Genomic DNA, 15,800 nt, shown 5'->3' with positions numbered 1-15,800 from the left:
AGAAAGCTTAAGCCTCGGCATCGGCTTCGGCCAATAGAAAAATCACTGACCAAGGCGTTAACCGGCCCTGTTCGACACGCTCGGACGCATCGGGTTCGGCGGCAAATAACACTTCTCCCTCACTGAAACAGTTGACCCAAGCCGGCTCGCTGCCGAGGTTGGCGATCATTTTCAAAATGCTTCCATCATTCATCGGCCATTGCACGCAAAATGCATTTTCATTGAGCACCCGATATTCGGCTTGCCCTCCGGCCAATCCGTAGAGTCTCGGTCGAATATACCGGCTTCGAATGCGTAATAGTTTTCGGTGATATTCGAGCCATTGCAGATGCGGCGTCTCGTCGATTTCGTTCCAATCCAGTATTGCCGACTCGAAGGTTTCCGGCTCATTCGGCGTCGGAATCGGCTTTTTGGGGTTTGGTTTGAAATCGGGGAATTTGGCAAATTCGTTGAGCCTGCCTTCGGCGACTTGCTTATTTAAGTCGTCGGAGAAGTCGACAAAGTAATTGAAAGGACGGCTGCAGGCCCATTCCTGTCCCATGAACAACAACGGCGGGGCAGGGGATAGCAGCAATATCGCGGTTGCTGCCCGTAACGCTTCGGGCGGGCATAAAACCGATAAGCGTTCGCCATAGGCTCGGTTGCCGATTTGGTCGTGAGTCTGAAGAAAATTGACAAAAGTCGTCGGCGGTAGATCTTTCGAGGGCTCGCCGCGGGGATTGTCGTCTCGGTATCTTGAAATTTCACCCTGGAAAGCAAAGCCTTCGGCAAGGCAACGACCTAGGTGTTGAATCGGCTGCTCGCCGTAGTCTTGATAATAACCTTGGTGTTCTCCGGTCAGCTGTGCGTGTAGCGTATGATGAAAGTCGTCATTCCACTGCGCGGTAAAAAAACGTTCCGGGTGCTCCGAATCTTGCCTCAAGTAATGCGCTGCATTGGCGTCGTTTTCGAGGATCAAGTGAATTTGCCGATTGAACCCCGGACCGCGACGCACGGCTTCGGCCAGACAACTCAAAAAATCCGGTTCGGATTCGTCGAAAATGGCATGGATCGCATCCAAGCGTAGGCCGTCGAAATGAAACTCGTTAAGCCAATATAAGGCATTATGGATAAAAAACTGGCGTACCCAATGGTTGTGTTCGCCGTCGAAATTTATCGCCGCGCCCCACGGCGTATGCGTTCGGTCGCTGAAAAATGGTGGTGCGTAATGATGCAGATAATTGCCTTCCGGTCCGAAGTGATTGTAAACCACATCGTTGAAAACCATCAGACCTTTGGTATGTGCGCTGGCAATCAAGTCTTTTAAGTCGTCGGGTGTCCCGTAGCGGCTGTCGGGGGCAAATAACAGTGCACCGTCGTAACCCCAATTACAGCGCCCGGGGAAGTCTGCGATCGGCATCAATTGCAACGCAGTGACGCCTAAATCGACCAAGTGATCCAGATGTTTTTTAACGCCTGCAAACGTGCCTTCCTTGCTGAACGTGCCGACATGCAATTCGTAAATGACCGAATCTTCCCAAGGCAGGCCTATCCAATCATCGTCTTGCCATTGCCATTCGGTAGGATCGATGACCTGACTGGAACCGTGGACATCCTGCGGTTGATATCGGGAGGCAGGATCGGGAACTTGTATTTTTTTATCGATTCGGTATTGGTAATAAAATCCGGCGCTGGCCAATTCGCTGGTAATGCCGAACCAGCCATCATCTTCCGGTGCCATCAATAATCGTGTTTCCGGAGCCAAACCTTGTAAACAAAGTTCGACTTGCTTCGCGCCGGGCGCCCACAAGCGGAAATTGACGCGTCCGTCGTCGAGTATATGAGAGCCGAACGGCATGGAGTGTAAACGTTTTACGATAGACATAAGCTTTAACCTTACACGGTCTTTAACGACCGCAACTTTGGCGATCCTTGCAAACGCGGGGAGAGATTTTCACTCTGAGTAAATTCTGAAGAGAAAACCGTGATATTCACTTATAGGACTGTTCGTATTCTTATGATCCTTAGTTATCAATATACGCCGACGAATATATACATGCAAGGTTGGGTCGGGATTCACCCTTTAGGAACAGGCATGAAATCAGTGCTTTCATGCTCTAAGGTGAAACCGGCCATCTTATGATCGTGAGGATTAACGTTTCCGCCATTCTAAATTTCAAATGGATCTACTGAGAAGCCGTCCATGAAACGTATATAATAGTGATTTTAAATTTCTCAATTTTGACGCCGAGTCATGTCCAAAGACCAAGATTTAATTTTTTCCACCGAAATTCCATTACAAGCCCATACCGTTTCAATTTGGACCGGTTTAAACGGTTGCGGCGATTCACTCGCACTGGCATCGGCGATACAACAAGAAAAACGCTTATTCGTGATTATCACGCCGGATAGTCAAACTGCACTGCGTCTTGAGCATGAACTGGCGTTCTTTCTGCAAAATAAGCATCCGATTTTGCATTTTCCCGACTGGGAAACCCTGCCATACGACGTGTTCTCGCCGCTGCCTGACATCGTCTCGGAACGCTTGAGAACTCTCGCGGCACTGCCCGAAGTCCAACGCGGAGCGCTGATCGTACCGGTTTCGACACTAATGCACCGGCTAGCGCCGCGAGAGCACGTTCTGGCCAACAGTTTTTCGATCGGCGTCGGCGATATATTCAACCTGGAGCTGAACCGCGCGAAATTCGAAAGCGTCGGTTATCAGTGCGTGTCGCAGGTCTACCAACACGGCGAATTCGCGGTACGCGGAGCCATCGTCGATCTGTTTCCGATGGGCAGTAAGGTGCCTTACCGGATCGAATTGTTCGACGAAGACATCGAATCGATCCGCACCTTCGATCCCGAGACGCAGCTCTCGGTCGAAAAAATCGACCGTATTCAATTGTTCCCGGCGCGCGAATTTCCTTTCACCGAGGAGGCGATCAAGCATTTCCGCCAGGCGTTCCGAACTCGATTCCCGAACGCTTCGCAAAAGAACAGTCTGTATCTCGATGTCAGCAAGGGCGTCGCGTTTGGCGGCATCGAATATTATTTGCCGTTGTTCGTCGAAAGCACTGCGGCGTTATTCGATTATCTGCCCGATTCGGCGGTGTTGGTTACGGCCGAAAATTTTGCGCAAAGCACCAAGTCTTTCTATAGCGAGGCAGAAGAGCGTTACGAACAACGCAAATACGATGTCGAACGGCCGTTGCTCGAGCCCGGATTGTTGTTTTTGTCGCCGCAGGAAATGCGCGAACGGACCGAAAAGTTCGCGCGTGTGACGCTGAGTCAAGCCAGACTCGGCGGTAAAAGCGAAATCGACTTTCACTGCATGCCGCTGCCCAAGGTCACGATCGACGCGAAGCTGAAAGAGCCGGCGCGGGTGCTGCAACAGTTTCTCGATGAGTTTCCCGGCAAGGTGTTGTTCGTCGCCGAAACGGCCGGACACCGCGAGGACTTGATCGGTATATTAAGCAAATTCGGTATCAAGGTTCATCAAGTCAATAGCTGGGACGCCTTTCTTAAGTCTGAACAATCGCCATGTATGCTGATTGCGTCGATCGATCAAGGCTTGTGGTTGGATAGTCCGGCGATCGCCGTGATCACCGAGAGCCAGTTGAGCGGCGAAAAAGTCCAGCAGCGCCGCCGTCGCCGTAAATCGGCCGCGAAAGAACTCGAAAACATTGTCAATAATCTGAACGAATTGACGATCGGCTCGCCGGTCGTGCATGTCGAGCACGGCGTCGGACGCTATCTGGGACTGCAAACCCTCGAACTCGGCGGCATGACCGCGGAGTTTCTGATGCTCGAATATGCGAACAACGACAAGCTCTACGTGCCGGTCTCGTCGCTGAACCTGATCGGCCGCTATACCGGCATCAGCCCCGAAGACGCGCCGCTGCACAGGCTCGGCGGCGACCAGTGGAGTAAGGCAAAGAAAAAGGCGATGGAACGCATTCGCGACGTCGCGGCCGAATTGCTCGACATCCACGCTAAACGCGCGATGAAAAAAGGCCATGCCTTCGATGTCGACAACACCGAATACCAAGCCTTCGCGGCCGCTTTTCCGTTCGAGGAAACTCCGGATCAGCAAACCGCGATCGAAGCGATTCTCGAAGACATGGCCAGCCCGCAGCCGATGGATCGCGTGATCTGCGGCGACGTCGGCTTCGGCAAGACCGAAGTGTCTATGCGCGCGGCCTTCATAGCGGTGCAAAGCGGCAAGCAAGTCGCGGTGCTGGTACCGACCACGCTGTTGGCGCAGCAGCATTATCAGAATTTCCGCGATCGCTTCGCCGACTGGCCGGTGCGCATCGAAGTGATGTCGCGCTTCGTGACGCCGAAGCAGCAAAAAGCGATTCTCGAAGACCTGGAGCAGGGCAAGGTCGATATCGTGATAGGCACGCATAAGCTGTTGTCGAACGAGATCAAATACCGCGAGCTCGGCTTGGTCGTCATCGACGAGGAACACCGTTTCGGCGTGCGCCAAAAGGAGCATTTCAAGAAGTTGCGCAACGAGATCGACATGCTGACCCTGACCGCGACGCCGATTCCGAGAACCTTGAACATGGCGATGTCGGGTCTGCGCGAAATCTCGATCATTGCGAGCCCACCACCGAACCGCCACGCGATCAAGACCTTCATCAGCGAATGGATCGACTCGCAGATTAAAGAGGCTTGCCAGCGCGAAATCAAGCGCGGCGGTCAAGTGTTTTTCCTTCACAATGACGTCAAGTCGATGGAAAAAATGGCGCGCCAGCTCGAAACCCTGGTGCCCGAGGCACGCATCGAAATCGCGCACGGCCAGATGCCGGAGCGGGAACTCGAAAAAATCATGCTCGATTTCTATCACCAGCGCTTCAACTTATTGCTCAGCACGACGATCATCGAAAGCGGCATCGATATACCCAGCGCAAACACGATCGTAATCAACCGCGCCGACAAGCTCGGTCTCGCGCAATTGCATCAATTGCGCGGCCGGGTAGGTCGCTCGCATCATCGGGCCTACGCCTATTTCGTGATTCCGCCGAAAACGGTCATGACCAAGGACGCACTGAAACGGCTCGAAGCGCTCGAAGCGTCAGGCGACCTCGGCGCGGGCTTCATGCTATCGTCGCACGACATGGAAATCCGAGGTGCCGGCGAATTGCTCGGAGACGAACAAAGCGGGCAAATCCAGGAAATCGGCTTCACGCTCTACACCGATCTGCTCGAACGCGCGGTCAATGCATTGAAATCGGGCCGCCAGCCCGAACTCGACGCGCCGATGGAAACCGGTCCCGAAGTCGATTTGCAGGCCCCTGCATTGATTCCCGAAGATTACCTGCCCGACATCCATGCTCGGCTGGTGCTGTATAAACGCATCGCCAGCACCGATACACATGACGACCTGAGAGCCTTGCAAATCGAAATGATCGACCGATTCGGCCTGTTGCCCGAACCTGTCAAGACGCTGTTCAGCGTCGCCGAACTGAAACAGCAAGCCGAAAAACTTGGCATCAAGAAAATCGAAGTGAACGCCGGCGGCGGCCGCATCGTATTTTCACACGAACCGAAGATCGACACGGCCCGTCTGATCGAATTGATACAAACCCAGGCGCAAGTCTACAAATTCGACGGCGCGGATAAATTGCGTTTCATCATGCCGTTCAAGGCAACGGAAGAGAAGCTGGAATTCATCGAGGCTTTGTTGAAGCAGTTAGCGCCTGGGGAGTAAAAACAAAAATGTGGGAGCGATCCCCCCAGGTCGCGATTTATGGTTGGGCGGTAATGAACACAGTTTATAAGCCGGATTGCGTGCGTTGAAATGATTGGAAAGTGAGGGTGAAGAAATGATTCCATTTGAAAAATGCCGCGTATGCGGTGGCGAGCTGAAACAAAACCGGTAGAGAAACTATTGCGAGGTGGTGGCAATACTGTGTCATTGAGGGTAACAGCAGAAGTTTGCCGACAGAGCGGAGAACGACTTTATGCAGAGGATGTTGTTAGGTCATTTGAAGAGATCCGAGCCAAGCTCCAGAAACAGGAGTTTGATCATCTCAAGCCACTTGGCCGGTCATTTACTGTTGATAACGATTGGCCGAACAAAGCCATTCAGCTAACCGCTTAACTTGACTCTAAACCTTTGAGCCGATTTTGAATGGCCTCACTACGCGGAAAGCTACGAGATAATGCAAAATCAAAACTCCTACAGTGATCCGTGCATTGAAACGGGCGGAAAAAATGTGGAAGGTAAGTGTCAAATGTAAAGCCTGCCCCCGCTCTTTTTCACGCAGCGTCTTGAAGAGTCTATTTAACTAAATGGCCGATGAAATATCCTTGCATAATTTGGTCAAAGTCGTTATGTTGAAATTTGAAGACGATTCCACTACTCCCAGGAGATGAGCATTATGGCGACACAACAAGCTAGCAATGAGGAATTGCAAAAACAACTTGAGGCATTGCGTGAAGATTTCGCCGATTTGGCTAAGACAATCAAAACGATGTCATCGGCTTATGTCGGAGAAAAGCAGCAGGGTTTCCAACACGCGGCCGAACAAACTCAACAACAAGTGAAAGATTCGTTCAGCAAAGTGGAGGATGAAGTCAAGGCTAATCCACTCACCAGCCTGGCCATCTCATTTGGGGTGGGGGTGTTGATCGGCAAACTGCTGGATCGTTGAATAAAAACCATGGTTGATAACATCGGGTAATCATGAGCCTGCGTTACAGACTGAAGATACAAAGCATCGCGATTGCAATTGCACTCGTTTTTTTTCTGATTGCACTGAGCTTCTGCGCTGTGGCGTTGTTTTATAACTTTTCTCAGTATTTTTCAGTGGATGTGTCGGCTTTATTGACGGCGGCGGTTTATCTGATATTGGTGTTGATCGTTTTGAGCTTCGCGCGCCTATTCAGTCTACTTGATAGGCGTCAATGCAGGCCTTTACGCCGCACAAAGCGCCATAATCCACTGGAAGCCGCGCTGCAAGACTCGCTGGACCCGGAAATTCGTGACTGGGTTAAGCAGAATCCGGGACGTAGCCTCACGCTAACCTTGTTGGCTGGCATGGTGCTGGGAAGCAGCAATGATGCGCGCGATCTGCTGAAAAAATATTGTGAACGCTATTTTAACGAGCATTGATAATTTGTAAGGCTGGCATAAGCCCAATACGCATTAAGCTAAGGATTTCGCTAAAATTAGCTTACTGAATTGCCAAAGTTTCATTGATGAATTCGTCGATTCCTCAGAGGATGGCGGATGCGCTGTGGAAGCCTCCCTACTCCCTTTATACTCATAAAGTTAGCTATTTCGTGCATGTTCTTTAGCATCCACAAAACAATTTACCGATATGGCAAAAGTTAAGAAAAAACTTACAATGGCTCAAAAGCGGGCGAAAAAAGTGCGTTAGCAACAATATGAGACGGTTTTTATAAACGGCAAGCAAGTCAGAATCAAGCGTCCGCCGATGGCGGAGGGCATGACCGTAGATGAATTCATCATGACCAATGCCGATCCACTTTGGCTCCATCAGAATGAAATGTGGGAGCTGATTCTGGTCGAAGAATCGAGTGAGAATATGACTGCTTCAGATCGATCGCCTGCGGAATCTTGTGATGACGATATACCGTTTTGAGCAATATGAGCAACTCCCATAGACACACCTCTGGAAAGCATCGGGCCAGATGTGGGCTACCCCTCCTCATAAGCGCCAACTTAGTGCCTATTCTATGGTGCGTTTATGGTTTTATTCGTCATATCGGTATGTGTTGTCGATATCCAGATTACATGGATGTGGTGCTACGCATTGCCATCCGTGGTCCTGGATTCCGCCAATCCCTGGCGGAATGACGCGTTCCTTTCTTAAGTTGGCGCTTATGCGACTTTTCCCTACTCAGGTTACGACTTGTGAAGATACTCATGCACCAAGGTTGAGAGTAAATGTTTTGTTAATCTCTTGATATACTTGATGAGCTTAATGGTCAAACCGCTGTACTTAGGATAAAGCTTTGTATACCCATTATTTCAACTTCACGGAATTGCCGTTTTCGATCGCGCCCGATCCTCACTTTATATACATGAGCGCCCGTCATAAAGAAGGCCTTGCTCATCTTTTGTATGGCATCACCGACGGCGGGGGCTTTGTGGCTTTGACCGGAGAGGTCGGGACGGGAAAGACCACGTTGTGTCATTGTCTGTTGCAGGAATTACCGGATAATATCGAGATTGCATTGATCTTGAATCCCAAACTCAACGCGATCGAGTTATTGGCCAATATCTGCGACGAATTGGCTATTTCCTACGACAAAGAACGGCAATCGCTCAAGAACTTGGTCGATGCATTGAATCGGCATTTACTCAGCGCACATGCCGCCGGGAGGCGAACCGTTTTGTTGATCGACGAGGCGCAGAATCTGAGTCGGGAAGTGTTGGAACAGATTCGGCTGTTGACCAATCTCGAGACCAGTAAGACAAAGTTGCTGCAAATCATACTGGTCGGACAGCCAGAACTGCAGCAGCTCTTATCGAGCCGGGATTTGCGTCAGCTCAATCAGCGCATCACCGCACGCTATCATTTGTTGCCGTTATCGCTTGCGGAAACACGCGCCTATATTCGCCACCGCCTGTTCGTTTGCAATGGCAATCCGAATTTATTCAAAGAAAGCGCGATCAAGAGAATCTTCAAATTATCGTCGGGTATTCCGAGAGTCATCAACATCATCTGCGATCGTGCGTTGCTTGGCGCATATGCGGAAGATTCAAAAATGATCAATTCTGCTATCGTCGATAAGGCAGCCAGCGAGACGCTTGCACAACCCGTTCAGAGTCGGGTGCGCTTTACGGTCTTATCGAGTCTGTTAGTGCTTAGCATAACGCTTTGGTTTTTCTATCAGGATGGTGATAGGTTGGTTGGTGCGGAGGGGCAGGAAGACCCAGCAAGAGTATTGATACATCCAATTACAGACCTTCCTCAGGCGGTTGACGGCTTGCTGCAATCGATTTCAGTACAATCGGCAACACAAGAGATCCTGAAGAAGTCCGAATCGGAAAACTTGGTCGATCCGGTCATGCTATTCGACCAATGGTTGGAAAATCCTGAATTGACGCTGGAGCGAGGTATTCTTAATACGCTTGAGCTGTTCGGTAAAGTCTATCAGGAAACGGATCCCATCGACTGTACGGCGGTGCGGGCCCTCGGTCTGAACTGTTTGCACGGTAAGGCCAGCTGGAAAGACATTCTGGAAATGGACAGACCCGTGATTCTCGAGTTTTTGTTGGATTCAGATAGTAGACGTCACGCATTGCTGGCGAGTCTTCGTAAAGGCCAACCAGTCATGCGAGTCGACGAGGAATCGGCATTCACCTTGAGCGATGTGCTCAGGTATTGGAATGGTTATTACTTGATTCTGTGGGAATCCCCGGTTTCGGACTTGCGCGTGATTCGTCCGGGAACCCAGTCCGAAGCCGTGCTTTGGTTGCGGCAACAGTTAGCGTTATTCGATGGCGTGACCGACAAAGAAACGATGCCGCAGTATTTTGATAGTGATTTGACCACGCGCGTAAAAAAATTTCAGCATCATTACAATCTGACCGAAGACGGAATAGCGGGACCTCAGACCCTTATTTATCTCGATAATTTGAATGAGGCGGGTCGATCGATGCGCCTGCAAACCAACGAATAACGTTATGTCCTATATCCTTAATGCATTACGCAAGTCAGACAGGGAACGACAAGCCTCGCAGCAGGTCACGAACAGAATATTAGAGCAGGAACCGGAGCGGCGGCAAAGCATGTTTCGATGGATAGGCGTCATCGTGATTGTTAATTTGATCGCTATCGCCTGTCTGTTCTGGTATGTAACCAAATCGATCGAAAATACGGAAACAACGGAGATTCCGAAACGACCTCCGGCCTCGATCGTTTCCGAACAGCGATCGTCCGACTCGCTTACGCGTGTTGAAGAACCTAAACCGAAATTATCGCTCGAGCGAAAAACGACTCCAATTGCCGAATTGACCAATTCGAATGTCTCGCCGAAACGCCAAGCTCCTTCGAAGTACAAGCCGGAAATAAAACCGAACGATGCATCACGGCCAGTTCGTCCTGTTCAGGAACAAAAGCCGCTAACGGCCGCCAAGGCGCCGCTTGTGACAACGTCCGTTCCCGAACCGGTCGTGGCGCCGCGGCCGTTTGCTATCGCGCCTCCCGAGCCTAAGCCGGAGCGGGCAAACGATATCCCATGGCTGCGGGAAATGCCATTCGAATTCCGCCAGACCGTTCCTAAGATGAACATCAATGTTTTTGTCTATGCCAGTGATCCGTCCGAGCGTTTTGTCTTGATCGATATGGTCAAATACAAACCGGGGCAGGATACTAAAGATGGAGTCGGCATCGTCGAAATTAAACAGGACGGTCTAGTCGTGCGCTACGACGGCCGGATTTTCATGCTCGAACGTCCTTGATGGTGAATAAAGACACCTGTATACAGAGGCTTTTAGCCGGATCAACTTAAACTGCGCTCGTCGTGCCGGGCGCTATTGCCGTTATCCGGCCGGCCGTGAGAGTGTATTATCAACGAGAGACCCGAGCTTTAGGATAATGAGAAACTTACCTTCCTGTTAATGACAAATGTAAGGATTGATCGCGATCGTCATGATTAAGAGGATTAATTGACTAAACTTGTCTATTGGATTAAGTTGGCTACTCGGCCCCGGTGCTGAGGCAAATTCAAAAATATCAATCATCCAAGCAGGTATTTCTCCACCATGAGCATAACCGAACTTCACAAATTACCCGCCATTGAGAAACTGAAGATAATTGAAGCACTTTGGAGCGATTTGGTAAATGACGAAGCCAGCCTTCCAAATCTGTCTTGGCATGAAAGTGAACTCAAAGAAACCGAAGAAAGGTTTCAAGCTGATAGCATCGAAATACTAGATTGGCGACAAGCCAAGAAAGAATTACGATCCCGATTTGAATGAAAATCCGAATTCTTCGTTCCGCTGTCGAAGACCTCGCGGCGGTTCGTAAATTTTAAGATCGCCAAGAAGCGGGTGTAGGAGACTACTTCTTCGATAGTCTTTTTGCCGAAATAGATTCTCTGACGATATACGGTGGAATTCATTCAGTGCATTCGGGTTTCATCGATTGTTGGCAAAGCGTTTTCCATAGGCTGTTTACTACAGGATTATTGATGACAACGCCCACGTATTTCGAGTTCTTGATTGCAGACGCGATCCAAAAAAGCTTCATAAAGCCTTTGAAGGCATCGATAAACTAATAGAGCTCAATGAACAGAGCGATTGATTTATTGGTTTCTTGTCGTTTTGAATCTGGAGAAAACGAGGTGTAGCCCAGGGCGATTTTGAATGGCCTATCTACGCGGAAAGCAATGAGATGATGCAAAATTAGAACTCCTACAGTGAGCCGCGCAGTGTAATGGGTAAAAAAAGGGGAAGGCAAATGTCAAGTGTAAGGCCTGACCCCGATTTACTGTTGGCGGATTGGCTTGAATAGCGTAGACTTTCGGTATGCGCGTTTTCACGATGCGCATGTCACCGCCGCAATGGCGGAAGGGTCACAATAAGGAAATGGGGTTAGACACTGAGGTATCCCCACGAAATAGCCAAATAAAACAATTTTTTGGCTGAAAATTGGTTGATAGATATATTTATTTTTTATCATCGTTCCTACGCTCTGCGCCACTGCCATTAAGTTAAGCCGTCACAGAGATAAGTAATGCTTGCATTCAGGCTCTAATGTGCCTCAAAAGCTTGCCATCCATGGCACTGGATTCCGCCAGTCCATGGCGGAATGACGGGTTTCCCTTAACTTAATGGCAGTGATGCTCTGCGTGGGAACGAGCGTTTTGTGGGGATACCTCAGGGTTAGACACGATATTTTTGAGCGATATTTCCATCATCTAATTTGTTGCAAGCTGAGCAATGTGCGTTACCGTACAGAACTCACCCATTTTTTAAGCGTAAAGTTTGAAGCTGATGAGACAAAATAGTTTATTCATTAAACACAAACCTGTTAGGGGGACTTATGGATATTGAAGTCGGCGGTTTTCTGGGACTTATAGTGCTTGTCCTGAATATCTGGGCCATTATTAGCATTGTAAAAAGTGGTGCTTCAACTGGATCGCAAGTTTTATGGGTGATTTTGATATTACTGCTGCCCGTTGTCGGTCTGATACTCTGGTGGTTTGCGGGGCCGAAAGGGGGTTAACGGACTTGTTCGAAATTGCAAGAAACTGGGGTCAGACAAGACGCGGACGGGGTCAAGTCTTCCAATCATGCAATGCATGATTGGAGATCAGGGCCGTAGGAGCGATTAGCATAGCGTAATCGCTCGAAGGCGGCCTTCATTCCTCCGATTACGCGTTCGCTAATCGGAGCTACGCGAGCTGGAAGCTGCCCGTCGGCAGCGGCCAATCGATCAGTTTAAATGGCGGTTGGTGACACGAGTGTTGAGTCCACCCCATCCTGTTTGAAACGCGCTTGTGCCAAATGTCCGACCGAAAATGGTTGTTTTAACGGGTTCTGCTTCTCTTGCTTGGCTTATATTCCGTTTTTACATACACGTTTGAAAAATCAGAACCATCCCAAACATAACAGTAATGTTTGCCTTGGCGTACGGGTGACAAAACCTTAGGTCTAAATATTGCGATACACTCTCCGCCCTGGCGCCTGACGCTATCGTAAACGATACCGTTTGAGCCATTATTGCGAAGTTCACATGCAAGCGTCTGAGGATAAGAATATTGGTCCGGACTGGAAGTATAAATATCCGGCATGTCGCTCTGTTTGCCGCGGATATCGTGAAACTCTGTATTTATATCCGATGCATAGCTGCGCATGCCTATTTCTATTGGCGGCTGATTGGTTGCCTCAAGAAATCGTTTCCTATGAAACTTGGTTTCCTCAATAGCGGTATCAATATCCTTTGCCGCGTAATATACGCCATATGAGCCATCGGTAAAGCGGCTGCCTTCCGGATTTAAATGCGTGAATGCGGCCATGATTGGCGTTGTTCCCGGGCCTGAAATTCGTTCGTCCGGCGGGACAAGAGAAATCTCTCCAGCCTCTTCGCGTAAACGATCATTGGTTAGGCTTTCAATTAAGAAAACCACTTCCAAATACTCCGGGTCTGCAACTCGATCAAATAGGCCAACGGGTGGAAACCTGCTTGGAACGAGTCGCCAACAGGGTTTCCAGTTGATCAAAGAGTTCTGCAATAACTCACTAAGACCAACCACGTTGGCTATCCAAGTATTGGCGGACGACATATAGATCAGCCACATGTCCTGATAACATTCTGTCCAAAGCAGACTGCCCATTAAACGGACTCGCTGAATTGGGTCGACTCAACCAAGTATCGGAGGCCTCAGGTTTAGGTAAAAGAATTTGCAGCGCCTTGTAGATCCCAAAGATATAGGAAAGCCGCTCAAGCTTATCTTGAGTCAAGTTAGCTTCCTCAGGCTTCTTTTTCCATTTAAAGAAAGTACTTTTTGAGTCTAATCCCAATAGCTTCATGGCCTGCTCTGTATTAAGCCGCCATGCGTCGGCTATATTGAAGAATGTGTTTAAAGCGCCTTTTGCGATAGAAGATTTATCATGTGAAAAATCATGTTTAGCACTCTTGTTCATATCTCCTTCCTGTTAATCCATATATAGATATAATTATAAAATATGTCTATTAATGCGCTTTGTCAATCATATCCGACTGCACAAAAAATAATGAGCGGCCGGCCTGAGTCATCGGGGCGCTAGAGGCCAGTTTTTATTGGCCATTAACAATTGGTGTAGGCTGGACGTAGAAAGACTGTGGGGCAGTCCTTAAATTTGACATCCAGACCTTGCTCTTCAATTTTTAGTGTTCGGCGACAACTATCTTGACACAGGGGGCCTGCCGCGCTGGGGGGCCTGTTCTAGTCGAAACCCCGGTTTCTCGGAAACCAACGAAATAATGCAAAATCAAAGCCCCTGCTGTGATCCGCTTAGTCAAATAGGTGAAACTGTGAAGGGCGAGTGCCATAAGGATTGACCTCAATTTACCGATTTATTGACGTCGTTTGTTGAATGGACTATTAATTAGATTATGTTCGCGTTAAAAGTTGGCGCCATCCCGGTTTGGCCCGCCGGGCGCCCGTCAATCCCTGTCGGGATGACGATTTCGATGTTTTTAAACTATTACCGCATACATCGCTATAAATTAAACATTTTTATCGCTATTCTGGATGGGTCGTTTTCTTAATTATAACGCTAGAATAAAAAGGGTTTACCATGCAGCTTCTTGGTCAAAACTATTGGGGTGGTGTTTGCGGGTTCGTCTCCGTAATTCATGGAATACTACTATCGAAAAATGACGGCGATGCTCTGAATGGACTGAGTCAGGACGAACTGGAATATAACCTGGGGCTGTCTATATTGGCTTTTCTAAAATATGTTAAGTTGAGTAAACCGGAGATTGCGGATGAACTGGTTAGGTTCACTCGGACGTTCGGAGGCGTTCATGCCAACAAGACCATTGACACTCTGATCCTAGAGTGCCAAAAATCAGTCAATGCGATCAAGTTGAGTGGCGGTACTAAAGGAGCAAAGGCAACCGAAGCCGGCTGGGGTATTGCCATGACAAAGAACGCATTGATGGCATATATCGACTGGATCGGTGCCAAGGCGACCGAGATTCCACACAATGGTGTCTGGTGCAAAGAGAACTTAAGTAATTTCAAGAATTGTGTATGCGGTGTCGGTGATAACGCGAACATAAATAACGGCTTTCTTGGCCTACGTCATTGGGTCTACATTAACGAAGCCGGCTACATGTATAACTGGGGCGCCAAGACCCAAATGACTATAAGCCCCGACCGCCCCTATGAAGGTATGCCCAACCACAACTATTTAGTTCATGTGCTGAAACTAGGCTGATAACATGGGCTAAACTATTGCGAAAGGAGGCAGATTTTGAAATTTACATATTATTGACTATGACAAGTTAATGGGTGTTCCCTAATTCGACCCTATGCTGCCAAGGTATGACTGGAACCTTCCTGACGCGATTTAAGTGCTGTTTTCCAGAAGAAAATGAGCCCCAATGTCAACATTAAGATAGTCGACGGTTCCGGTACGCTTTGCGTGTTGCCCGTTGACGGCGGCGTTGTACCCTTTAAATTGACGACTTTAAAATAATCGTTACTCATACCGAGATAACCGCCCGGACTATTGCCCGAAGGGGCGCTACCTAACGCACTGTTGTAGGCACTGATCAGCCAATAGCTGGAAGAAACGGCCGCCTCGTTGATTGCTTTAGCGGTATTCGTGACTAAGTCGGCGTAATGACCTATCAGCGTCCATCCGGAAGACAATAAACCCGCTGCAGATTTACCAAGTAAACTGGATGGCGCTCCGGCTCCGGTATAGGCCAATACCGAGATATCGGCATCGTAGTATTTCCAGCCGATAGAAATGGATTGCAGCGTTACGTTTTCGCTAAATGAAAACAGTGCGACGTCGACGCCATTATAATTATCGACCGAATGACTAGGCGATCCGCTGTCATTCGAACTGTATACTCCCAAACCGCTACCGTTCCAGTATGCCGTTGTTGCGTTTCGGAAAGTGGTATTTGAATACCCTGTCGATGAAAAAGCCGTAACGTCCGCCGAGACACCGTCCCCGTTGAACGTGCAACCGCTGCTGCCGCATTGGCTCTGCGACGACGTTATGGTAAAAGAAGCCGTAGCTTGTGCCGTTACCGGCAAGGCTGTCGCTACGGACAGAAAAAGTGCCGCAGAATAAATTTTCAACATATATTTTTCCCCTTGATTGGCTGAAT

Annotated in this window: 13 protein-coding genes; 9 read left to right on the top strand and 4 right to left on the bottom strand. The window is 49.0% G+C overall.

Annotated features, from left to right (window positions below; translation table 11 throughout):
• Positions 1 to 7: 7 nt before the first annotated feature.
• Entirely contained in the window at positions 8 to 1,864 is a 1,857-nt protein-coding gene (gene treZ, locus ACINK7_RS12410; protein ID WP_404355553.1) for a malto-oligosyltrehalose trehalohydrolase, read from the bottom strand.
• Positions 1,865 to 2,233: 369 nt separating this feature from the next.
• On the opposite strand from treZ, the gene mfd reads away from it, so the two are divergent.
• The 8 genes from mfd to ACINK7_RS12370 all read left to right on the top strand — a co-directional run bounded on the left by mfd (position 2,234) and on the right by ACINK7_RS12370 (position 12,191).
• Positions 2,234 to 5,695: a transcription-repair coupling factor gene (gene mfd, locus ACINK7_RS12405; RefSeq protein WP_404355551.1), complete on the top strand. Its 3,462-nt coding sequence runs from the start codon at positions 2,234 to 2,236 to the stop codon at positions 5,693 to 5,695.
• A gap of 673 nt (positions 5,696 to 6,368) precedes the next feature.
• Positions 6,369 to 6,641 carry a YqjD family protein gene (locus ACINK7_RS12400; protein WP_404355550.1) on the top strand — a complete coding sequence of 91 codons (273 nt, stop codon included), beginning with the start codon at positions 6,369 to 6,371 and terminating at the stop codon, positions 6,639 to 6,641.
• 32 nt (positions 6,642 to 6,673) lie between these two features.
• Complete coding sequence (locus tag ACINK7_RS12395) at positions 6,674 to 7,102, top strand: hypothetical protein (RefSeq protein ID WP_404355548.1); 429 nt, start codon at positions 6,674 to 6,676, stop codon at positions 7,100 to 7,102.
• Positions 7,103 to 7,439: 337 nt separating this feature from the next.
• Positions 7,440 to 7,595, top strand: a complete 156-nt coding sequence (locus ACINK7_RS12390) for a hypothetical protein (protein WP_404355546.1) — start codon at positions 7,440 to 7,442, stop codon at positions 7,593 to 7,595.
• A gap of 373 nt (positions 7,596 to 7,968) precedes the next feature.
• Positions 7,969 to 9,642 carry an AAA family ATPase gene (locus tag ACINK7_RS12385; RefSeq protein WP_404355544.1) on the top strand — a complete coding sequence of 558 codons (1,674 nt, stop codon included), beginning with the start codon at positions 7,969 to 7,971 and terminating at the stop codon, positions 9,640 to 9,642.
• A gap of 4 nt (positions 9,643 to 9,646) precedes the next feature.
• The gene (locus tag ACINK7_RS12380) at positions 9,647 to 10,423 is read left to right on the top strand and encodes a general secretion pathway protein GspB (RefSeq protein WP_404355542.1); all 777 of its coding nucleotides are present in this window, start codon (positions 9,647 to 9,649) and stop codon (positions 10,421 to 10,423) included.
• A gap of 303 nt (positions 10,424 to 10,726) precedes the next feature.
• A complete protein-coding gene (locus ACINK7_RS12375; protein WP_125219200.1) occupies positions 10,727 to 10,942 on the top strand; it encodes an addiction module protein in 216 nt (71 codons plus the stop codon).
• Between the two features lie 1,066 nt (positions 10,943 to 12,008).
• On the top strand, positions 12,009 to 12,191 hold the full coding sequence (locus ACINK7_RS12370) for a PLDc N-terminal domain-containing protein (RefSeq protein WP_014146695.1): 183 nt from the start codon (positions 12,009 to 12,011) through the stop codon (positions 12,189 to 12,191).
• A gap of 304 nt (positions 12,192 to 12,495) precedes the next feature.
• Here ACINK7_RS12370 and ACINK7_RS12365 read toward each other — a convergent pair whose 3' ends face one another.
• Together ACINK7_RS12365 and ACINK7_RS12360 are read right to left on the bottom strand one after the other, a co-directional pair.
• Positions 12,496 to 13,266: an RES family NAD+ phosphorylase gene (locus ACINK7_RS12365; RefSeq protein ID WP_404355540.1), complete on the bottom strand. Its 771-nt coding sequence runs from the start codon at positions 13,264 to 13,266 to the stop codon at positions 12,496 to 12,498.
• The gene (locus ACINK7_RS12360) at positions 13,208 to 13,612 is read right to left on the bottom strand and encodes an antitoxin Xre-like helix-turn-helix domain-containing protein (RefSeq protein WP_404355538.1); all 405 of its coding nucleotides are present in this window, start codon (positions 13,610 to 13,612) and stop codon (positions 13,208 to 13,210) included. Before ACINK7_RS12360 ends, ACINK7_RS12365 begins: the two co-directional genes overlap by 59 nt.
• Positions 13,613 to 14,248: 636 nt before the next feature.
• On the opposite strand from ACINK7_RS12360, the gene ACINK7_RS12355 reads away from it, so the two are divergent.
• On the top strand, positions 14,249 to 14,893 hold the full coding sequence (locus tag ACINK7_RS12355) for a hypothetical protein (RefSeq protein WP_125219207.1): 645 nt from the start codon (positions 14,249 to 14,251) through the stop codon (positions 14,891 to 14,893).
• 92 nt (positions 14,894 to 14,985) lie between these two features.
• Here ACINK7_RS12355 and xdp1 read toward each other — a convergent pair whose 3' ends face one another.
• Positions 14,986 to 15,774, bottom strand: coding sequence for an exosortase-dependent surface protein XDP1 (gene xdp1, locus ACINK7_RS12350; RefSeq protein WP_404355536.1), 789 nt, complete (start codon positions 15,772 to 15,774; stop codon positions 14,986 to 14,988).
• Positions 15,775 to 15,800 lie beyond the last annotated feature (26 nt).

Origin of the sequence: Methylotuvimicrobium sp. KM1 (assembly GCF_044788715.1) — a bacterium.
In the GTDB taxonomy this organism is placed as follows: domain Bacteria; phylum Pseudomonadota; class Gammaproteobacteria; order Methylococcales; family Methylomonadaceae; genus Methylotuvimicrobium.
Note: the sequence above shows the minus strand (reverse complement) of the source record. Positions and strands in the feature narration are given on the sequence as shown.